Origin of the sequence: Clostridium sp. MSTE9 (genome assembly GCF_000277625.1) — a bacterium.
Classification (GTDB): Bacteria; Bacillota; Clostridia; order Oscillospirales; family Acutalibacteraceae; genus Faecalispora; species Faecalispora jeddahensis.
Map to the genome: position 1 here is coordinate 55172 of NZ_AKFU01000017.1, position 21129 is coordinate 76300.

The following is a 21129-nucleotide window of genomic DNA, read 5'->3' on the forward strand; positions in this document are numbered from 1 at the left end:
GCCTCTCCCATGCGGGAGAGGCTTTTTCATGTGATTCTAATTCTGGGGTTATTCTTTTCTCATAATCTTTCGTTAGGATAAATTTGCTTGTATTTCTGGAAAAGATTCCATTCCTTTTTCAGGGCATTTTTTAATTGTTTGGGAGGATTACCATGGTAGAAAAGCTGAAGTTCCTCGGTCAGTTTGCCGCGGCGCACAAAAAATTGGCAGTCATCGTGTGCCTGAGCGTGGTGGTTATCACCGGCGGCGCTGTTTGGTTTACCGTCTGGCGGAGCGCTCAGTCTGCGGAAAAGACGGTTTCTTACCGGGAATCCACCGTAACAACAGGGGATGTTACCGTAGGCGTTTCAGAATCCGGAACCGTTTCGCTCGATTCCGAATCGATCACCTTTCCGGTAGACAGCGAGATCGCGAAGGTGCTGGTCAAATCGGGCACCACCGTGAAAAAAGGAGACGCGCTGATTCAGCTCGATCTGAACAGCGTTTCGGAAGGGAGCCTGGAAACCCGCCAGAAGCTGGAGGAGGCAAAACTCTCTTTGCAGGAGGCCCTGGGCGATCAGAAGTCGAAGCTGGAGGAAGCGAAAATTACATATGAATCCAGCAAATACCTGTCTCAAACGGCGCCGGTTACCCGGCAGCTGACGGAAGAACAGCTGCAAAATGATATTACCTCTGCGGAATCGTCGCTGAAAGAAAAGCAGGAATCCCTGGCGGAATATCAGTCGCTGCAGAAGACCTTCTCCGCAGATTACGCAAAGCTGAATCAGCTGGAAAAGTGGATGGATGATGCCGAAACTGCCAAGACCAGCTATCAAACGCAGCTGACACAATACGAAAAGGATTACAAATCGGTCATTGACCGGTATGACTCGCTGAAATCCGCCGCAGAGTCTGCGAAAACAGCGTGGCTGCAGGCCAAGTATACCGAAAGTGACGACGAAGATGACCTGAAGGATGCGTACGACGAAGCGGAAGAGATTGCCGAGACCTATTACAGCAAAGCGGCCGGCAGTATCATCAGCCAGCAGACGATTTTAGAAAACAAGGTGGCGCAGTATACGGCAGAGTATTCCAACTACACCACGGCCTATAACAAATATAAGGATACCTTTAATGATAAATATCATGTCAGCAGTGATGATGATGATGAGAGCGTTTCGGCAAAAGAGCTTGCGGATCAAGTGACACAGCTGCAGGCCGACGTGAAAACCGCGGAATACAATCTGAAAAAAGCGCAGAAAACGGCGCAGATTTCTTCCCTTGACGCGCTGACCAAAGAAAAAAGCGATCTGAATACAGCCTCCAATGCGGGCACAGCGTACGACCTGACAGTCAGTCAACTGGAGCAGGCGGTGACCACACAGCAGGAAAGCTGCGACACCCTGCAAAACAAGATAGACAACATCAACAGCGCGATGAACAATGTCGGCATTATCACAAGCCCCTGCGACGGTATTGTCGCAACGGTGACCTACAAAGACGGCGACAGCGTAACAGCGAATCAGGCCATGATGACCATTTCGCGCTCGGGTTCGGTCTCTCTCTCCGTTTCGGTGTCTGAGGACGACATCACCAGCGTGGAGGTGGGGCAGGCGGCTTCCATTCAGCTTTCCGCTTATGAGGATCAGTCTTTCGACGCTCTGGTCGAGAGCATCACGGCGGAACCGGCCCGCAGCGGCTCTTCCTCCGTTACGTATACCGTCACCGTACGAATGACGGGTACCAATACCGTCTCCGGGAAAATTTATACGGGGATGAGCGGCGAAGCCACATTGATTCAGGGGAGCGCGAAGGATGTTCTGTACGTTCCGAATCGGGCGGTCAAGTTTGAAAACGGCGTTTCCAGTGTTCTGGTGAAGGGCAGCGACGGGAACCCCGAAAAGCGCACCATCGTCACCGGATTCAGCAACGGAACGAGCGTCGCCGTTTTAAGCGGCCTGGAGGAAGGTGAGACCGTCCTGACAGAAAGCGCGGTGACGGCGAAATGAGCCGGGAAGCAGGAAAGGGCGGAATGCGTTTTTCAGAAATCCTTCGTCTGGTGTGGATCAATATCATGGAAAGCAAGTTTAAGGTAATGCTGACCTCACTGGGGATTATCGTTGGCTCCGCTACCATTGTGCTGGTGATTGCCATTGGCCACGGCGGCGAAGTGGATGTTCAGAATCAGTTCAAGAACCTGAACGCGGGCTCCATTAACGTTGCTGTCAGCACGCAGGCCGATATGCAGGATCAGATGATGGGCGGCTTTCCCGGCGGCGGGATGCCTGGCGGTGGAGGCGGTGCAATGCCCGGCGGCGGCACCATGCCCGGTGGTGGCTTTACTGTCAGAGGCGGCGGTGGCGGTGGCAGTGTCCGTATCGGCGGAGGAGCCGGTGGTTTCTCCGGCGGCAGCATGGGCGGAGGCAGGCAGAGCGTAAAGCTGTCTGAGGAAGACTTGCAGAATATTTCGGATCTGGTTCCGGGGATTTCGATGCTCACCATTTATGCGAGCGGCACGGCATCCGCCGAGGGCGGGAACCTCACCGAAGAAACAGACGAGACCGTTGTCGGCGTTCTCTCCAATTATCAGGAAATCACCAATCTGGAGCTGCTGCAGGGCAGTTTTATTTCGGACGATGATGAAACGGATAAATCAAAGATTGCCGTGATCGGCTATGCCAAAGCGCAGGAAATTTACGGCAGCGCTTATGCCGCCTATGGCGAGAGCATTGCGCTGGAGGGAAAGACGTATGAAATCGTCGGTGTGCTCAGTTCGATGGGCACGGTTTCATCCGGCACAAGTCCGGATGATTCCATTTTCATTCCCTATTCCACCGCGGTAAAGTATGTATTCGGCAATGACGCGAGCCTCGAAATTACAGCGATTGCGGAAGATGTGAACGACGTTTCGGATGTGATGGCGAATATCAACACCGTGCTGCAGGAAGATCACGAGAACGCGAACTTTAAAATAACCGATGCCGGCAGCAGTATGGAGGCCGCCACGGCTTCCGCGAACACGCTGTCGATGCTGCTGGTTGCGGTCGCGTGCATTGTGTTTTTAGTCGGCGGCATCGGCATTATGAACGTGCTGTTTGTTTCCGTAAAGGAGCGCACGCAGGAAATCGGGATTCTGAAAGCCCTGGGATGCTCCAAGCGTGAAATTTTGCTCCAGTTCCTTTCCGAAGCGAATTTCATCAGCGTGTTCGGCGGTGTGGTCGGCGTTGTGCTGGGCTTTTTAATGGTTCCTTTGCTGCGCCTGACCGGCATGACCATCGAGCCGCTTGCCGTCAGCGGAGTGTACTCCATGCTGTTTGCGGTCGTTACAGGTACGGTTTTCGGCTTTTATCCGGCATGGAAGGCTGCATCCTTAATGCCGATTGAAGCGCTTTCTCAGGAATAAAAGGAGGAGATCATCATGGTAAAACAATCAAAAGCGGTTTTGGCTGGCGCTCTTGCGCTTACGGTATTTGCGGCCGCTCTGGCCGGGTGCGCGGGGACCACCAGCAATTCAGAGGCGAAGGATTCGTCCGGCGGGGCACAAACCTCTTCTTCTTCCGACGGGGAAACCGTTTATGCCGGTAAGGTGACGGCGATCACGGGCAATCAGGTTACGCTGGAGCTTGGCACAGTAGAGGGCGCGGGCCAGGGGGCCATGCCGAGCGGAGAGCGTATGAAACGGGACGAGAACGCTTCCGGAACCGGCTCTGCTCCGTCCGGCAGCCGGCCAGAACGCCGCAGCCCCAACGAATCCGGTTCAGCCTCCAGGATGATGCCGCCCGCTGAATCGGGAGCGGCTTCCGGCTCATCACAGTCCGCTTCGGGAGAAAAGAGAGCCAGCCGAGAGGTTTCGATCACTCTTACGGGTGAAACCAAAACAGTTCTGGTTCCAGTCGGGCTTACACTTTCCGGTTCCGGCATGGGAGCAGGAATGCCGGAGGGCGGCGGGATGCCCGGCGGAAATGGCGGCAACGCGGGGAACGGCGGCGGGATGCCCACACAAAGCGGCGCGTCGCAGAGCAGGCAGTCCTCCTCCGGTACAAAGCAGGGGAGCGCCGCGCAGTCCGCGAGCAGAGCCAGTTCCGGCAAAGATTATTCCAGCATCACGGTCGGAATGATTCTGCAGATCACAGAAAAAACCGGGAGCGATGGCACGCAGACCATTACCGCGGTTCGGGTGCTCTCCAAATAACATACAGCCGGGGGTGACGGTTTGGAGCCAATCATAAAAATTGAAAACCTGAGCAAGAGCTATCATCAGGGGGAGAGTGAGCTGAGGGTGCTCAAGAATATCTCTCTGGAGGTCATGAACGGGGATTACCTGGCGATTCTTGGCCCGTCCGGTTCCGGAAAAAGCACATTGATGAATGTGATCGGCTGCATGGACCGCTTTCAGGAGGGGGAATATTGCCTGACAGGGTGCGCGGTCGGCCAGCTCAACGACGCTCAGCTTACCAGATTGCGCAACGAGAAAATCGGATTTATTTTTCAGAAATACCACCTGATTCAAAAGTACTCGGTTCTGCTCAACACCATGATGCCCCTGCTGATTCGCGGTATTCCCCGAAAACACGCGGAAGAGCTTTCGATGGAGAAGCTGAACATGCTGGGGATGAGCGACCGGGTGGGGCATAAGCCAAACGAGCTTTCGGGCGGCCAGCAGCAGCGTGCCGCGATTGCCCGCGCGCTGGTGGGAACCCCGGAGCTTCTTTTGGCCGACGAGCCCACCGGCGCGCTGGATCGCGCGACCGGCCAGGAGGTGCTCAAATTGTTCGGTGAACTGAATTCCATGGGGAATACCATCGTGATGATCACGCACGATTTGAGCGTTGCACAGCATGCCAAACGGATCGTTCATATCATTGACGGAGAATTGTATGAGGACGGACAGGAAGAGCAGGCGGGGGAAAAAGAACTCCCCGTCAAAGCACCTGTTCAGAAAGGAGAATTAGATGAAAATCAAGAAATTCCATTGGAAAAACCTTCTGTGCCTGGCAGGCGCTATACTGCTCACGGCCGGCATTTCGTCGCCCGCGCTGGCCAGCTCAGAACAGGCGTCGGCAGTAAAGACACTGGCCAGAGTCACGCTGCCGGAGAACACAAGCTACGTCAGTGATGTGTATTCCGGTATTCTGAATCTGGAGACCGGCGATCAGAGCATCGCGGTGGCTTCCATCGACAGCCAGAATCGTGTGGTGATTTCGGCTATTTCGGAAGGGGAGACGGCAGTCAGCTATTGGTACCAGACCAGCGTGGAGTCCGGCTGGATCAGCGTGTCGGTTCCGATCACGGTCTCGGGCCAGTCACAGGGCTCCACAAGCATCGACGCGTCGAAAATCGGCCTGACCTTTGCCAGCACGGTTCCGATTTCGATTCAGAAAGGGATGACGAGTACTGTCTCTGGAATTCAGAAAAATGGCATTTCCGTTGCAGCCAATACGCTGCTTTGGGTTTCCTCTAACGAAGCGGTCGCGCAGGTGACCAGCAATACGGGCGAAATCATCGCGGTCGCACCGGGGACAGCGACCATTTACGCGGTAGACCCAACAGATAAATACTGCGCCAGCATTGGAGTGCTGGTGACATAAAAAAGAGCCGATCGAAAAGATCGGCTCTTTTTGCTATTTTCCCTTCTTTACTTTGCCTTTCTTTTCCGGTAGAATGAAAATAATAAGAAAGGGCGGGATCGGCGCCCGGAAAACCCCATGCTTCTGCAGGCGACAAGGAAAGGGGATTTTATGAAGCAAAGAAAGGGAACAAAAGCACTCTTGTGTACGGTGATTCTTCTGCTGGCCATTCTGACCGCTCCCTTTTCCTATGCGTCCACAGCAAAAGGTGCGTTCGTTCCAACACGCGACGTCATTGCGCTGGTAAAGCCGTCAATCCTATATGGAACGATGAAAACAAAAGATAACGAGGTTTGGGCCGGAGCCCAGGTCGAAATCCTTCGGGATATCAACGGCGGGCAAAAGTATCTGGTGAAAATCGGGAAACGGACGGCGTGGGTCAAAGGGACATCGCTCTCCATTCCGCCGGACCCGGAAACGAATACGGACAGGCTTACCGATGAGGAGCTTGTGTATTATGTGAACCAGATGGGCTTTTCGAGCGGTTCAGGCTACTTTGTGTGGGTAGATATCGACCGCCAGATGCTCAATGTGTTCACCGTCAGCCAGAAAAACTGGAAGCTCGTCAAATCGATTTCCTGCGCCACCGGCAAGAACGTAACCCCAACGCTGCGCGGCACGTTTACCCCGATGAGCTATGGGGAATCCTTTGGCTCCTATAATCGGGAGGGCGCAAAATACTATGTGTCTTACAGCGGGGATTATATGATCCATTCCTTGCCGTATTTACATAACAAGGTTTCTGATTATACCGTTGGCAAGCGCGCTTCGCACGGGTGCGTGCGGATTGCAGTTGCGGAAGCCCAGTGGTTTTATCGGACCATCCCCCGCAAAACCACGATCTGGATCAATTGATTTTGGGACACGCTTACCCGATAAAAAAAGGGATCGCCCTCTATTCGGGAAGTCCGAATACCTTTGTGAAAGCACATGAAAAGTCCCCGCTGACCAGCTAAGATGATGCTGGTCGGCGGGGCTTTTTCTATCTGATTCCGGGATGGAGCAGGCAAGGCAAAGAGAGCTAGCTGCTGTGAGAGAGAACCTTATTCTGTGCTTTTTTACAGACGTGAACCTTGCGGCCAAGCTGCTTATTCCGGTATCTGATACCCCTTGTCCTTCACAAGATGCACAATGGCGTCCACAATATCCGGGTGGTAGAGAATCCCCTTGTTTTGAACCAATTCATCAATGGCTGCGTCAATGCCCAGCGCGGGCCGGTAGGGCCTGTGCGAAATCATGGATTCAAATACGTCCGCCACAGCCAGAATCTGCGCTTCGGGAAGAATCTCGTCCTGTTTCAGCCCGTGGGGATACCCGCTGCCGTTGTAGCGCTCGTGATGCTGCAGGATGATCTGCGCGATCTCAGAGAGCAGAGGCACATTCTTAAGGATGGTGTACCCGGCCTCGGAATGCGTTTTGATCAGGGCGTACTCAATTTCAGTCAGCTTGGCGGGCTTGGCCAGCAGCTCGCTGGGGATTCCGATTTTCCCGATATCGTGAACGACTCCCGCGCGGAACACCTTTTCACAGCGTTCTCGGCTCCAGCCCAGCTCTTCCGCAACCGCCAGCCCGATCAGGGCAACCCGCTTCTGGTGGCCCGCGGTGTATAAATCCTTCTGCTCGACCATATTGGCAATCGCCAGCAGTGTGCCGTCAATTGCATCCTCCAGCTGTTTGGCCTTTGCGGCGATGATGCCTTGATAATGGATGTTGTCCATGGCAATCGCGGCAGTGTCTGCCAGCACCTGCAGTACCTTGATCTGCTCCGGCGTTGCATTGTGCTTTTTGGCCCAGTAACAGCCGATGGCCCCGATCGGATCATTCGTTTTAATCGGTACCATAGCAAGGCTTTTTACGTAAGTCTTTTGATATGCGTCGATCGGGATGCGGGGATCGCTGTAGATGTCCTCGATAATTGCGGGGCTTCGATTCAGCATGACCCATCCGCTGATGCATATCTGCATGGGGAAACGGTTGCCTTTCCATAACGGAGAGATGGAGTCCTCCTCCGCATAGTAGCAAAAATCGTGGTCTCGCAGCACAAAGGTTGCGCCGTCGGAACCGGTTAAATCGCGAACCGAATGGCGCACGATGTCCATAACCGTCTCCAGGTCGCGTGCTGCGGACAATTCCTGAACGACGTGCAGTAGCCTTTCCATGGTCTGAATGTATTGAGAGGTTTTGAGGGGTTCTGTCTGGTTTCGCATCGCTTCCATATTCTCCTCCTCACATCTGGAGCAAATCTCCTATACAAGCAAATAACGTCTTCTTCATCTGTTACAGCGGCTTATGTTTTGGGGAGTGTACTATCATTATATTACCAGATATACCCAATTTCAACAAAATGCGTAAAGTTTTATGTTTTCAATGAATTTTAGAGGAACCGGATTCAAGTTAGGCGATTGCCAAGACTGCTCTTCGGCCATTATTTCTTTCGGGCAATCAGGCAGCACAGGGGCCGGACGCCGCCGCCCAGCATTCTCTGTTCGAGCGCTGTAAACCCGCGGGCTTCCACATAGCTCTGGAATTCCTGTGCGTTCCATTTATGGTATACGCGAAAGCCGGCCAGCTCCATCAGCCGCGTGCCAAGCTTTTGCCGAATGCCCGTTTTCCAGAGGAAGGTGGGGGCAAGCAGCATTCCGCCGGGCCTTAATACACGGTGAATCTCTTCGAGTGCCTTGTCCGGTGACGGCATGATGTGCAGGGCGTTTGCGATCAATGCTGCGTCAAAGGATTCTACGGGGTACGGCAGGTTTGTCGCGTCCTGCACCTGAAAGGTCAGGCTTTGGGGACCGCTTCTCTTCTGCGCCTCCAAGACCATTTTTTCAGAGAAATCCGTTGCCGTCCACTGCCGCACTCTTTCCGCCAGACGAAAAGAAAACTGACCGCTGCCGCAGGCCAGTTCCAGTACCTCCATCTCCGGGGTCAGGTAGGGCAGGTAATGGGTATAAATAGCATCATAAAGCGAAGCTGAGCCTTTCATAAAGGGCGCATACAGCTTTGCCGTGCGCTGCCAAAAGCCCCGGTTCGTTGAATCTTTCATTATTTCTCTTCCCTCCATCCCAAAAGAGCATTGTTTCAGATAGTCATACAGTACAAAAGTCACCATTCTTTGTCAATCTCTTCCTGCGGCCCGGTAAAAAGTAAAAAATTTATTCCTAAGCATGGATTTGTCCTTGTTTCAACGTGGAATTTTCACGGTCATAAAAAGAGAGCCGAAGCCGATAAAATGCTCCACGCCTTCTTTTTATTACTACAGGATAAGTTGTTCACTTATCTATCCCTGTTTGTGATCAAAAGAGCAGAGCTGATCACGACAAATACGGAACCGACATTGTGCACCAGCGCGGCCGTTACGGGATTGAGCACACCGGCCGCCGAGAGGAACACGGCAATCACATTCCACGTCATGGCCACGGCAATATTAAAGTTGATCCGCTTCATGGATTTTTTGGCCATCCGGAAAAGATACGGAATCCGCTCGATGTTGTCGCCGACGAGCACCGCGTCGGCCGCTTCCACCGCGATGTCGCTGCCGATGCCGCCCATCGCGATTCCCGCAAAGGCGGTTTTCAGGGCGAGTGTGTCGTTGACCCCGTCGCCGATCATGCAGATCGTTTTTCCCGCGGACCGATACGCCTGGATGGCCTTGCTCTTTTCTTCTGGCAGCAGGTTGGGTTTTATTTCCTCAAGCCCCGCCTGGGCAGCGATATGCCGTGCCGTGGTTTCGTTGTCTCCGGTTAAAAGGATCGAATGGATGCCGGCCGCTTTCAGTTCCCCGATCAAGTCCTTTGCGATGGGCCGCAGACTGTCCGCAAGCGCGAGGAATCCGGCGAAAGCGCCGTCAATGCTCACATATACAACGGTCGCCCCCTGCTCCAAAAAGTCGTTTGCGTCTTTGTGTGACGCCGGGGGGAGGGGAGTGCCCTCCCTCTTTAAAAAGTCCGCTTTCCCGGCCAGGATTCTGCGGCCCTCCACAAGCGCGTGAACGCCCATGCCGCCTGTGAGCGCAAAATCCTGTACCTCGTGTGCTTTGCCGCCGCGGCGAAGGTATTCGGCAAGAATCGCTTTTCCGAGCGGATGCTCAGAATGCTGCTCTGCCAAAGCGGTCAGCCGGAGCAGCTCGTCGGCAGAAAGAGCCGGGTCAAAGCTTTTGATGCCCGTTACCGCCGGCCTGCCATGGGTCAGTGTACCGGTTTTATCGAAGGCGACGGAATCGATCTCAGAAAACCGCTGCAGCGCTTCCCCGGAGCGGACCAGAATGCCGAATCTGGCGGCGTTCCCGATGCCCGCCATCACGGCGGTGGGCGTTGCGAGAATGAACGCGCAGGGGCAGAACACGACCAGAACCGTAACCGCGCGGATCAGTTCGCCGGTAAACAGCCACGTTGCCCCCGCGATGCCGAGAGCGGCAACCACCAGCCAGGTGGCCCAGCGGTCGGCCAGCCTGACGATGGGCGCTTTGTTTGCGTCGGCCTCCTCGGCCAGCCGGATCATCCGCTGAAGAGAGCTGTCGCTGCCGTTTTTGGTAGCCCGCATTTCAAAGGTGCCGAACTGGTTGATCGTCCCGCTGATGACCTCGTCGCCAGCCGTCTTGTCGGCCGGAATGGATTCCCCGGTCATAACGGACTGGTCGACGGTCGTTTCCCCGGCGGTGATAACCCCGTCGCAGGCGATGGTCTCCCCGGCAAAAACGACTAGTGTGTCTCCAGCCTTCACCCGCTCAGCCGGGATGAGCGTCATCTCTCCATTTTGCCGGATTCGTGCCGTTTTGGGGGTCAGGTGAATCAGCTTTTCGATCCCCTTGCGCGCCTTGCGGGCGGTTGCGTCCTCCAGCAGTGTTCCGATCGCCATAATGAACGCGACCTCTCCCGCGGCAAAGTATTCACCGATGCACAGGGAAGCGACCAGCGCAATCGAAACCAACACATCCGCTTTGATGTCGTGCTCTTGGATGACCGCCGCAGCGGAGCCGATCACAATGGGGATGCCGCAAAGGACAATGGCAACCCAAGCGATGTCGAACGGCAGTACGCCTCCCAATGCGTTTGTCAGGCTCAAAAGGAGCGCGATCCCGGAAATGATCACAAAGGTCAGATTCCGCTTTTCTTCCTCTATCAAGGTGTTCCGAATGGTTTTCCACATGATGCTTCCCTCCGCAGGTAAATGGTATTGCTTTCTAGATAAGAAAACAGTACAATGAATACAATACCGAACAATTTGTTTGATATTAGTATAAGAGCAACATATGGTAAGCAGCAACAAACAAATGATGGTCGTTGTACGTTACTGAACAAATGACGGAATTTATTCATCTGGAGGAAGCGATGGACAGACGGCAGCAAAAAACAAGGGAAGCCATTTTTGAGGCGTTCAGCACGCTGCTATCCTCAAAAAGCTATACCAAAATCACGATACAGGAGATCATCGACCGGGCGAATGTAGGGCGCAGCACCTTTTATTCTCATTTTGAAACCAAGGACGATTTGCTCAGGGAGATGTGTACCGAGCTGTTTGATCACGTATTCTCAGAGCATCTGGATATGGAGAACACCCACGACTTTTCTTTGGCGAACGGAGACCCCGCATCGCTCATCACGCACATCCTGTACCATTTGCGGGATAACAAAAAGAATGTGATCGGGATATTATCCTGTGAAAGCGGCGAGCTGTTTCTGCGATTTTTCAGGCAGTATTTGAATGAGCTGATCACGAAGCATCTTCTGGCTGGAGTAAAGCGAAAAAATCAGACCGTCCCGGAGGAATTTCTGGTGAACCATATTGCGGGCAGCTTTGTCGGGATGGTGCAGTGGTGGATCAAAAACGACATGCGCCAGTCGCCGGAAGAGCTGGCAAAGTACTTTTTATCGGTGACGCTCCCGGTGATGTAACGATGGAACAGATGATCGGGAGGGGTATCCGCGGATAAACAAGAGAAGGTTCTGCAAGGGCAGGGCGAGGGTTACTGTACCGAAAATAAAACAAAGCAAGCCGGCCTTGTGTGGCCGGCTTGCTTTTGTATATGGCAGTATTTCAAAAGCTCTGCGGGATTTTAGTGCTCCCGAAGCGGGGCAACGGGCGGCTGGCCGCTTTCGTCCAGGAGCGGAACAGAGGAAAAAACCAGTTCCAGCTCATCGATCCGGATGCAGTGCGGCGCCTTTTTGTGTCTGACCATGTCAAGACACTTGTCCCAATCCATCCACAGAACGGAATCCACTTCGGATTCCTGCAAGGTGAGTTCCGATTCCTCTATGTCCCTCCAGAGAATGTATACGTTGCTGACCTGATTGTCCCAAAAGCTCTGCCCATGGAATACTCCGCGGTATTCGGAGCGGCAGCATCCGCAGCAAATGAGTTCTTCCGCGGCGGCGGTGATACCGAGCTCTTCCTTCAATTCTCTCAAAGAAGACTCTAAAAAATCCTCTCCGGAGGGGATATGCCCGGCGCTCGATGTGTCGTAGCACCCCGGGTGCGAATCTTTATTCAGGCTTCTTTTCTGCAAAAGCACCTGTGTTTTGCCGTTTCGTTTCCGCAAAAGCCACACATGAGAAGTGCGGTGGCGGATTCCGCTTAAATGTGCCGCTTCCCGTTCCACAGTTTCTCCGGTAGGGGTTCCGTTTTCATCTACAATATCCAGCATTTCCATTTTTGTATTCGCCGCCTTGTGTTAAAGTATCGTTCTTACCCGTTTCCATCAGCTGCCTCTGTCCGGCTGCCGGTCTGCTCGATCAGCAGCAGCTTTTGAGCCCGGCTGAGTTTTTTCAGGGCTGCCTCGTGCTGCAGCGCTTCGCTTTTTGTGAGATGGCTTTCCACGAATACCAGATCCACCGGCCTGCGGGAGCGGGTGTACTTTGCACCCTTCCCGCTGTTATGCAGGGCTGTACGTCGGCATGGGTCGGTCGTATAGCCGCTGTACAGGGTGCCGTCGGCACAGCGCAGCATGTAGGTGTAATATGTCGTGATTTTTTCACTCTCCACGCGGTGGCCCTCCGCAGCTATTTTTGTGCGGCGATCTTCTCCGCCAGCTCCGTCAGATAAAGCCAGCGCTCCGTCTTTGCTTCCAGATCAGATTCCAGCTCCGCTTTTTGATCCATCAGGGTTTGCAGGCGCACGTAATCACTGGCGGACTGGCTGATTTCTGCTTCGCATTCGGCGATTCTGGTTTCCAGTGCCGCAATGTCGTCCTCTATGGTTTCAAATTCCCGCTGTTCTTTAAAAGAGAATTTCAGCTTTTGCGCCCTTTTGGGCATCTCTTTTGGGGAGGGAGAATCTTTTTTAGCGGCAGGCTGCTGTATTTCTTTCCGTTTTTCGTCGTAGTCGGTGTAATTCCCCGGGTACCGCAGAATGCTGCCGCCGTCGTTGACCTCGAAAATCATATCTGCAACCTTGTCCAGAAAATAACGGTCATGCGATACCGCGAGTACAGGGCCGGAGAAAGATTCCAGATGATCCTCCAGAATAGTCAGGGTTTCAATATCCAGATCATTGGTGGGCTCATCCAGCAGCAGAATGTTCGGGGCCTCCATTAAAATGCTCAAAAGATACAGGCGTCTGCGCTCACCGCCGCTCAGTCTGCCGATCAGGGAGTATTGCAGGTCGGGCGAAAACAAAAAACGCTCCAGCATCTGCGATGCGGTAAAAGTGCCCTCCGAGGTTTTGATCTCACCCGCAACCTCGCAGATAAAGTCGTATACCCTCTGCTTCGGGTCAAGCTCTCGGGATTCCTGTGAAAAATACCCGATTTTCACGGTGGGGCCGACCTCCACGGTGCCTTCATCCGGCAGAAGCTGCCCCGCGATCAGATTCAATAGCGTGGATTTTCCGGCGCCGTTTTTGCCGACGATGCCGATCCGGTCATCCCGTTCCATCAGGTAAGAAAAATCCTGGATCACCGTGCGGTCATCGAAAGCTTTGGTGATGTGTGACAACTCAATGATCTTTTTTCCAAGACGGCTCGATAAATGAGACAGCTGAACCGTATCGTCCGTTTCCGGCACGGTTTGGTCCCTGAGCGCTTCGTAGCGGTCGATCCGGCTGCGGCTTTTCGTGCTGCGGGCCCTTGCGCCCCGCATGATCCATTGGTACTCCTTGCGCAAAAGCGCCTGCCGCTTGCGTTCGCTGGCTGCTTCCATTTCAACTCGCTGGGCTTTGAGCTCCAGGTATTTTGAGTAATTCGCCTCAAATGTGTAGAGCTTGCTGTGAGACAGCTCGACAATGTGGTTGACGACTCTCTCCAGAAAATACCTGTCATGGGTGACCATGATGAGCCCGCCGTTAAAGCGGACGAGTCTTTGCTCCAGCCATGCAACCATTTCGCTGTCCAGATGGTTGGTCGGCTCGTCCAGAATCAGAATATCCGCGGGGTGGATCAGCGCGGTAGCCAGAGCCACGCGTTTTCTCTGCCCGCCGGATAACGTGCCCATTTTCGCATCAAAGTCCGTGATGCCAAGACGCGTCAGCATGGATTTTGCCTCATATTCCTTCAGCTCGCGGAACTGTGCGGGGAACTCTGCAAACACCTGCTCCAACACGGTGTAGTCATCCTGAAAGGGCGGATTCTGCGGGAGATAAGACAACTGTATGTTGGGGTTCATGGCGATGGAGCCTTCATCCGGCGGCTCGACACCGGCCAGAATTTTCAGCAGGGTGCTTTTCCCGGTACCGTTGATCCCGATGATTCCGACCCGGTTCCCCTCGTTCAGGTACAGCGAAACATCCTGCAGTAGCTGCTTCATCCCATAATTTTTTGAAATTTTCTCTGCGGACAGTAGCATGGATTGCTCCTTTTTCATTGACTTTTATATTGATAACAGCAAGATGATAACCCGGAATGATCTTTCTCAGCGGGCATCCCGGAACGGGTTCATCATGCTTTCCTATTTTTCAATATTATAACAGGATGGAATCTCAAAGCCATTGTTATTGCAAAATGGTTGAAGCTACACGAGGCTTATCCTGTTTCAATGCTCTCTCAGGTATCGAAAGCTCTGCTTTCGCTTATGCCGTGAAGTTATTATAACATCAAACTGGAAGACATGAAAAAGAGGATATACTCCAAGCTGTTTTTTTCTTCAGACTGATGTTTCAATGCTCTCTCAGGCATCGAAAGCTCTGCTTTCGCTTATGCCGTGAGGTTATTATAACATCAAACTAGCAGACGTAAAAAGAGAGTACTGCTAAGCGTTTTTTCTTTAGGCTGATGTTTCAATGCTCTCTCAGGCATCGAAAGCTTTGCTTTCGCTTATGCCGTGAGGTTATTATAGCACAGATTCGAACGCGTATCTACCGTGCACCGATCGCCGGTTTTCAATCATCAACAGATGGTTGGAGCAGCAGCTGTCCTGTTCTGCTCCTCTTAGCGATAAAAAGACTGCAATAAAAAAAGAGCGCGAAAGCGCTCTCCTGTTCATACAGTTCAATCTGTTGGGGCGTAAAAAAATGTGTTGTTGTCCACAATCCGGCACCATTTTTGGTGTTCCAACACATGGATGATATCACTGCGCTTTGCACCCTTGCCAATCGCTTTGGTGATATCCGAAATGCGGATCAGCTGATTTGCATTTTGCTGAAAAACAACGAGCAGTCGGTCTCTTAAATCTTCCATAGAGGAAGCCGTTTTGGCTTTTACCTGCTTTACGCCGGCAAGACACTCCGGGTGTTTCTTCATATAAAGAACATACACGGCTTTGATACGGCTGAGCAATGCGGGGGAAATATGGATTAACTCCGGCAGTTCTTCAAACCGACAGTTCACAAGGTCGCGCATCCATTTATAGCTGTGAAGATCGCAATAGCGAAGAAAATCAGAATAACTATCGCTAAAATAAATTTGCTTGATTTCGTCCATTACGTTCATCCTTCCGTTTTTATGACACAAAAAATAATTATACTCGGTATTTTTATCAGATACAAGGCTTGACTTTTCCAGGAGATGAATGATTGCGAAACACTCTCCTGGAAAAAGTAAGAAAATAAATGGTGTTTTCCTTCAACTGATCGCGTTTGGAAGCAGTATCAAAATAAAAATCCACCGGCGCAAGCGGTGGATTTTTATTTTTTGCATGAGATTTTTTCCTTGCAAAAAATGCCTGATACGAACAGCGATAAACCGCATGTTTTGACCGCATACTAACAGAAAACAGAGGATGTAGGGGGTATCTCTTTTGGACAGAGATTTATTAATTCAGCAAGTAAAAAGTGAATACGCTCGCTTGGCGCAGTTGGAAAACCGCGAATATGTTACAAATCAGTCTTACAGCGGCGTTTCACCGGAAGCGTATTATGAAAAAACGTTGGAAAAAGCGATTCGCGATATTTCTGCAGGAAAGTATGACGACTGCATTTCCGGTCAGCAGGTAGTGGAACGGATTGCAAACCGCAGTACAAAAGCCCGGCGGATTCAGAACACCATCGAATCCACACTGCACAATATGGAAATTGCCGAAGAAATCATGGCATTAAAATCGGACGACAAAAATACACAGGACTTGAAGGAGAAAAACGAGCGACGAGCCGAGGCAATTCCTCAGATGATCCGCGAAATGAAAGAGGAACTGGCCCGGGAGGAGCTGGATGCCGAAAGTCCTAATGTGATAGGAGGCGGCGGGAATGGATAACGATCCCGGTACCATCAAAGAAATGCACGAGGAAGAGGGACGCGAAAAGATCAAGAAGCTTCAGAAGAAGATCGACATCACCAAATATAATATGGAGGTATCTTCAGAGATTCTCTCCGAAACGCCCTCGGACACACAGAAAGAAAAACTGATAGAAAAAAATAGACGGCGCCAGCACGGAATCGCGGGCCTGGAAAAGGAAATTCGCGACATTGAAGAGGTGCTGGAAAAATAAGAACAGAGAAAGCGGAGTCACGTTGGTGCCTCCGCTTTTCTGTGGCTATTTGTCATTGCCCGGCTTGTGTCTGTTGGCGGACTGCTTTTTGTGGTTGCGTCCCTCTCCGTCATTGGCGCTCTGAGCCATTGTCTGGCCGCCTTTCGCTTTTTGCTCACGGATTTCTTTGGGGTCGATTTGACTGTCTTTCGCCATGATATCACCTCTTCCATAGAATTCGCTGTGGATAGCGCATTATTCCGGGTCGAAAACAAATACTAAATTCGGGGTGATGATTTGGCAAGAGGCAGCACATTTTTTGAAGAAATAGAGCAGCATCTGCTTTTGGATGAAAAGCCGTCCCGCTTCTTATCAGAACTTACCGATTTCCACGCCCTCAGCGAGTATCCGTTCAACCTGCTTGAGCAGCTGCAGAACACGCCGCAATCCCCCGAGCACCACCCGGAGGGTAGTGCATGGAACCATACTTTGTTGGTAGTGGACGAGGCTGCAAAGGTCAAAGCGAAAAGCAGCGATCCCCGCGCTTTCATGTGGGCCGCGCTGCTGCACGACATCGGCAAGCCCTCTACTACCGCGCGCAGAAAAAGTAAAATCACATCCTATGACCACGACAAAGTGGGTGCGAAGCTCACAAAAGAGTTCCTCAGCTTTTTCACAGCGGACACGGAATTCATTGAGCGGGTGACCCAGCTGGTTCGGTATCACATGCAGATCCTGTTTGTGGTGAAAAATTTGCCCTTTTCTGATGTGGAGGGAATGAAGCGGAATACAGACATCCGGGAGATCGCCCTGCTGGGCCTTTGTGACAGACTGGGAAGAAAAGGGGCCGATCGGCGCCGTGAAGAGGAAAATGTTCGTACTTTTTTGAAAAAAGCAAATTGCATTCAGGAGGAAAACCATATGAAACCGAATCCGGACAACCGCGCGGATAATGTGGAGAAAATTCAGCATAACATTGATATGACCATCGAAAATATCCACCGCGCCAACGAAATGATAGAGAAAACATCCGATGAGAAAATGAAGAAGGATCTGAAAGCCAAAAATGAACGCCGGGTAGAAGCTCTCGGCGACATGCGGCATGAGATCAAGGATGAAACAAATGCTGCGAAAAACAACAGGCTCCAGTAAGTCTGATATATTTGTAAAGAACAGCAGCGGGCGACAACAAAAATCGCTTGGAAAATCATCTAAAAAGCAACGCAGGGCTGCGAAAAATGCAGCCCAAAGACAGCACTGATGTCGGATTAATATATCATAATAGAAACCAGCGAAAAGCCGCCTTTCGGGCTGTCCTTCGTAAAACAGTATTATCTTGGAAGTGTGGCGTAGTGTAAAAGCTACGCCATTTCTTCCTGTATCGGGTTATTCAGTTCTGGCGGAATCCCACTAAATCATAGCTGATGTGAATATTCTGCCTGCGTTTCCTATCCGATTTATCCGGTGTTTCCACAAAGACTTTGCTCACCAAATCATTCACTATAGCAGGCGTCAGCTCCGTAGTGAAAAGTGCCTAATCGTAACGTCAGAGTGCCGGTAAACAGATTGCTGCGCCTATCCGACCAGTCAAGGGCCGGGTAGTATTTTCCCGCAAAGAACGGCAGGAAAATCTCCACCTTTAAACCCATTGACAGGCCGGGTTTTTGCCGTACCCTTTCGCCGCCGAAAACGAGGAGCAGGAACAAATTCCCGCCCCTCGTTTCTGTCTGCTTCATTCTGCGGCAAAACCGGCTTCGCTATGTTGGTGTTATCCATCAGTTGTTGCGGGGCCAGCCCCGTACCCCGGCTTCTTTCAGAGAGAAGAAAGGGCAAAAGGCGTTGTCAATGGAAATATGGAATAGCGGACGGAACTGAGCATAAGGCGCAAAAGCCCATTGTCATAAGCCGTACCCCCCACTCACCGGGCGAGTGGGGGAGTGCAAGAGGGAGAACACGCTCTTGATGCCTTGCACCACTTCGGGTCAATTTCCGAGCTGTTGACAAAGTACATAATTTCAATAATTTATCGTACTCCTATCAACTTTTCTACTTCCCATTTATGTTGAAGCAAAGTACAGCCGCCTTGCTTATTTTCTGCCTTATGTTTTCCTATTAGCCGTATTTTTTCAAAGAAAGGCGACTGCAACACTTCAATAATTGAAGTAGTCTTTAGATTCAATTCTGAATATGGGGAGAATGGGCAAGGCTCCGCATTGCCCAACGGGTTAATATGAAAAAATCCCCGGCCAGCGGCCAAACATCCACCCATATATTTTTCATCACCGGGAAAAGAAATGAAGCTCATATTTTTAAGGTCACATTTCAACTTATGTATATTTTCATCTAACATAACAGCGTCATTCTTGGACAGAACAAGATTTTCAGTGCCTTTTTCTACCGGTACATACTCCACATAAAACAGAATGCCACAGCCCTTTTGCTGTAAGGTGGAAACATACTCCCTGCTTATAACGGTATCTAAATTGTTCTTTGTGACTGTTATAGATGTACCAAAAAGAATATTCCTCTGCCCTAGTTCTTCCATGACTTTCTCAATCTTCGTGGAAATACCGAGTCCGCGCCGTAAATCCGTTTCTTTGGAGTTGCCCTCACTGCTTAAAATAGGGATTATGTTTCTCCGTTGGTCAAATAGATTGATGTATTCTGCGTCAATTAAAGTTCCGTTTGTAAAAACAGGAAATGCAATGTTTGTAAAATTTGAGGCCATTTCTACAATCTCTCGGCGCAACAATGGTTCGCCGCCAGCAAGCAGAATAAAAGAGATACCTAAATCGGCCGCTTCACAAAAAATCCTGTTCCAATCCTCGGTGTTCATTTCCATTTTGGCCATTGTAGTATCGCATATACCGCCAGCCCTCGCGTAACATCCTGTACAATACAGGTTGCATTGTGAAGCGACACTTGCAATGAGAAAGGGCGGGATATGAACCCCTGCTTGCTCATAGTCATTCCTTATCTTTGCGCTTGCTTGCATGGTGGGAATAAACTTTGTTATGAAGCGCCGCCCATTTTTATCCTTCAAATAAAATCGGGCCGCCGTTTGTAAGATTGTTGCAATACCTCGTTCCATGTGAACATTTATATCCATAGTCACCTATCCTTTCTGTTTAGCGCCAACTTCGGGCCTACTTCGAGGTGTTGACAAACCCCGTCATCTGGGATGAAAACACAAAAAAGTAATGGGACAGGCAAAAAAATAGCGCCTTGGAGGTTATCCTAAGCACTTAATCATTCGTTTGAGGTTCAAGGCGGTTGCCGAAAGGAGGCAGTGGTCTTCCGCTGCCTCTATTCCTCGCCTGAACAGGCACCTTAAGTTGTGCATCCATTTCTGGGCCGCAAAGCTGCCCTCACACCAAATCTGCCGCAGGCCGAGAATACGCTTGTGGGTAGAAGCGTCGTCCGTTTTCCGCTGCCTTTTTACGGCTTCCTCAAAGATGTTCTTCCGGATGGTTCGGCTTCGGTGGCTGTTGCTCACACATTTGCTCAGCATCGGGCAGGCCCGGCAGTCCTTCCTGTCGGCTCTGTATATCCGGCAGATATTGTAGCTCTCCCTCTCAAGGCTCCGCAGTGTCAGTTCCTTTCCCCATGGACAAAGGAAGCAGTCCTTTTCCGCATCGTACCGAAAATCCTCGCGCTTGAGCTCCACCTTGTAGGTCGCCCCGCCCGTTTCCCCGGGCGTGTGCAGCCGGATGCCCATATCCTCCATCGCCCGGTAAATCATGCTGGTGCCGTAGGCGCTGTCCGCGCCGGCTTCCTGAATTTCCAATCCCATGTGTTCCCGCATGTATTCGATGCGCCCCAGGTATGGCTCCGAATCGTTCGCGTTTCCTGGCGTCACCGCCACGTCTACCACGATTCCATGAGCGGCGTCTACGCTTTGGTGATCCAGATAGTGCATCCCCTCCGGTTTCCCCGACCGCCGCAGCATCCCGGCATCCGGATCGGTGGTGCTGACCGTCTTTTCCACTTTTGTGCTTTCCTTTTTCTCACGTCCGGCACGCTGCGGCTTGACGGCGCCGGATGACTCCAACCTCACACGTTCCTCTGCTTCATACCGGTCCAGCCGTTCCATGTAGTCCGTTGTCTTGCGCTCCGCCAGCACTTTTGTATTCGCCTTAAAGGAAGCATTCGCTTTTACATGCGTGGAATCTGTCAGAATGATCTTTCCATCCACCAGTCCCTTTTCCATGCATAGATGCAGAATATGCTCGAACAAGTGGCGGAACACATTTTTTCCATGAAATCGCCTGCGCCGATTTTGGGAGATCGTAGAGTGATCAGGCACCCGGTCATCCAGATCCAACCCCAGAAACCACCGGTAGGCCATATTTACTTGAATCTCCTGCTCGATGCGCCGTTCCGATTCGATTCCGTACAAATACCCGACCAGCAGATATTTTACCAGCACTACCGGATCGACCCCAGGCCTTCCGTTATCTGGGCAGTACAAATCCCGAACCTCGTCGTAGATGAAGCTGAAATCCACAGCCTTTTCCAATTTTCGCAAAAAGTGCTCCTGCGGCACCAGATCCTCAAGGGTGATACAGTGCATTTTTATTTGTACCCCGGCTCGCTCTGTCAGCATCCCTAAACACATCCTACTGCTTTTTCTTTGCCTATATTATACCATTTTTGCCCTTCCTTTTGCTACTTTGTCAACACCTCGAAGTTG

General features: G+C 51.6%; 20 protein-coding genes and 1 pseudogene. 11 read left to right on the top strand and 10 right to left on the bottom strand.

Annotated elements, in window-relative coordinates:
* Positions 1-152 precede the first annotated feature (152 nt).
* From HMPREF1141_RS03980 to HMPREF1141_RS04005, 6 genes are all read left to right on the top strand, one after another.
* Positions 153-1988, top strand: a complete 1836-nt coding sequence (locus HMPREF1141_RS03980; RefSeq protein ID WP_009061207.1) for an efflux RND transporter periplasmic adaptor subunit — start codon at positions 153-155, stop codon at positions 1986-1988.
* On the top strand, positions 1985-3382 hold the full coding sequence (locus tag HMPREF1141_RS03985; protein WP_242824553.1) for an ABC transporter permease: 1398 nt from the start codon (positions 1985-1987) through the stop codon (positions 3380-3382). Before HMPREF1141_RS03980 ends, HMPREF1141_RS03985 begins: the two co-directional genes overlap by 4 nt.
* Positions 3383-3397: 15 nt before the next feature.
* Positions 3398-4171 (top strand): hypothetical protein, encoded by a 774-nt coding sequence (locus HMPREF1141_RS16800; RefSeq protein WP_009061315.1) that lies wholly within the window; start codon positions 3398-3400, stop codon positions 4169-4171.
* A gap of 21 nt (positions 4172-4192) precedes the next feature.
* Positions 4193-5095, top strand: a complete 903-nt coding sequence (locus HMPREF1141_RS03995) for an ABC transporter ATP-binding protein (RefSeq protein WP_009061254.1) — start codon at positions 4193-4195, stop codon at positions 5093-5095.
* A 1-nt stretch (position 5096) separates the two neighbouring features.
* A complete protein-coding gene (locus HMPREF1141_RS04000; protein WP_009061261.1) occupies positions 5097-5567 on the top strand; it encodes an Ig-like domain-containing protein in 471 nt (156 codons plus the stop codon).
* A 150-nt stretch (positions 5568-5717) separates the two neighbouring features.
* Complete coding sequence (locus HMPREF1141_RS04005) at positions 5718-6461, top strand: L,D-transpeptidase (RefSeq protein ID WP_035316525.1); 744 nt, start codon at positions 5718-5720, stop codon at positions 6459-6461.
* 233 nt (positions 6462-6694) lie between these two features.
* Here the strand turns inward: HMPREF1141_RS04005 and HMPREF1141_RS04010 are convergent, their stop codons facing one another.
* The 3 genes from HMPREF1141_RS04010 to HMPREF1141_RS04020 all read right to left on the bottom strand — a co-directional run bounded on the left by HMPREF1141_RS04010 (position 6695) and on the right by HMPREF1141_RS04020 (position 10751).
* On the bottom strand, positions 6695-7822 hold the full coding sequence (locus tag HMPREF1141_RS04010; RefSeq protein WP_009061209.1) for an HD domain-containing phosphohydrolase: 1128 nt from the start codon (positions 7820-7822) through the stop codon (positions 6695-6697).
* Between the two features lie 209 nt (positions 7823-8031).
* Positions 8032-8649, bottom strand: coding sequence for a class I SAM-dependent methyltransferase (locus HMPREF1141_RS04015; RefSeq protein WP_035316534.1), 618 nt, complete (start codon positions 8647-8649; stop codon positions 8032-8034).
* A 230-nt stretch (positions 8650-8879) separates the two neighbouring features.
* Complete coding sequence (locus HMPREF1141_RS04020) at positions 8880-10751, bottom strand: cation-translocating P-type ATPase (RefSeq protein ID WP_009061250.1); 1872 nt, start codon at positions 10749-10751, stop codon at positions 8880-8882.
* A 182-nt stretch (positions 10752-10933) separates the two neighbouring features.
* Between HMPREF1141_RS04020 and HMPREF1141_RS04025 the strand changes: the two genes are divergently transcribed.
* Positions 10934-11497: a TetR/AcrR family transcriptional regulator gene (locus HMPREF1141_RS04025; RefSeq protein ID WP_035316526.1), complete on the top strand. Its 564-nt coding sequence runs from the start codon at positions 10934-10936 to the stop codon at positions 11495-11497.
* Positions 11498-11658: 161 nt separating this feature from the next.
* On the opposite strand, the gene HMPREF1141_RS04030 is transcribed toward HMPREF1141_RS04025, so the two are convergent.
* From HMPREF1141_RS04030 to HMPREF1141_RS04045, 4 genes are all read right to left on the bottom strand, one after another.
* A complete protein-coding gene (locus tag HMPREF1141_RS04030; RefSeq protein ID WP_009061227.1) occupies positions 11659-12252 on the bottom strand; it encodes an NUDIX domain-containing protein in 594 nt (197 codons plus the stop codon).
* A gap of 35 nt (positions 12253-12287) precedes the next feature.
* Positions 12288-12584: a GIY-YIG nuclease family protein gene (locus tag HMPREF1141_RS04035; RefSeq protein WP_009061225.1), complete on the bottom strand. Its 297-nt coding sequence runs from the start codon at positions 12582-12584 to the stop codon at positions 12288-12290.
* A 17-nt stretch (positions 12585-12601) separates the two neighbouring features.
* Positions 12602-14380 (bottom strand): ABC-F family ATP-binding cassette domain-containing protein, encoded by a 1779-nt coding sequence (locus tag HMPREF1141_RS04040; protein WP_009061270.1) that lies wholly within the window; start codon positions 14378-14380, stop codon positions 12602-12604.
* Between the two features lie 641 nt (positions 14381-15021).
* Positions 15022-15453, bottom strand: coding sequence for a hypothetical protein (locus tag HMPREF1141_RS04045; RefSeq protein WP_009061219.1), 432 nt, complete (start codon positions 15451-15453; stop codon positions 15022-15024).
* Between the two features lie 316 nt (positions 15454-15769).
* On the opposite strand from HMPREF1141_RS04045, the gene HMPREF1141_RS04055 reads away from it, so the two are divergent.
* Positions 15770-16222 (top strand): small, acid-soluble spore protein tlp, encoded by a 453-nt coding sequence (locus HMPREF1141_RS04055; RefSeq protein WP_009061195.1) that lies wholly within the window; start codon positions 15770-15772, stop codon positions 16220-16222.
* Positions 16215-16457, top strand: coding sequence for a small, acid-soluble spore protein tlp (locus HMPREF1141_RS04060; protein ID WP_009061218.1), 243 nt, complete (start codon positions 16215-16217; stop codon positions 16455-16457). The genes HMPREF1141_RS04055 and HMPREF1141_RS04060 overlap by 8 nt, the downstream gene beginning before the upstream one ends.
* Positions 16458-16502: 45 nt before the next feature.
* Here the strand turns inward: HMPREF1141_RS04060 and HMPREF1141_RS17475 are convergent, their stop codons facing one another.
* Positions 16503-16652, bottom strand: a complete 150-nt coding sequence (locus HMPREF1141_RS17475) for a hypothetical protein (RefSeq protein ID WP_009061230.1) — start codon at positions 16650-16652, stop codon at positions 16503-16505.
* Between the two features lie 282 nt (positions 16653-16934).
* Here HMPREF1141_RS17475 and HMPREF1141_RS17825 point away from each other — a divergent pair.
* Both HMPREF1141_RS17825 and tlp read left to right on the top strand, forming a co-directional pair.
* A pseudogene (locus HMPREF1141_RS17825) lies at positions 16935-17105 on the top strand (HDIG domain-containing metalloprotein); the annotation flags it as partial.
* A gap of 252 nt (positions 17106-17357) precedes the next feature.
* Positions 17358-17588, top strand: a complete 231-nt coding sequence (tlp, locus tag HMPREF1141_RS17665) for a small acid-soluble spore protein Tlp (RefSeq protein WP_347475658.1) — start codon at positions 17358-17360, stop codon at positions 17586-17588.
* 871 nt (positions 17589-18459) lie between these two features.
* On the opposite strand, the gene HMPREF1141_RS04075 is transcribed toward tlp, so the two are convergent.
* A complete protein-coding gene (locus HMPREF1141_RS04075) occupies positions 18460-19545 on the bottom strand; it encodes a radical SAM protein (protein ID WP_009061264.1) in 1086 nt (361 codons plus the stop codon).
* 123 nt (positions 19546-19668) lie between these two features.
* Positions 19669-21042 (bottom strand): IS1182 family transposase, encoded by a 1374-nt coding sequence (locus HMPREF1141_RS04080; RefSeq protein ID WP_009059751.1) that lies wholly within the window; start codon positions 21040-21042, stop codon positions 19669-19671.
* Positions 21043-21129: the final 87 nt, after the last annotated feature.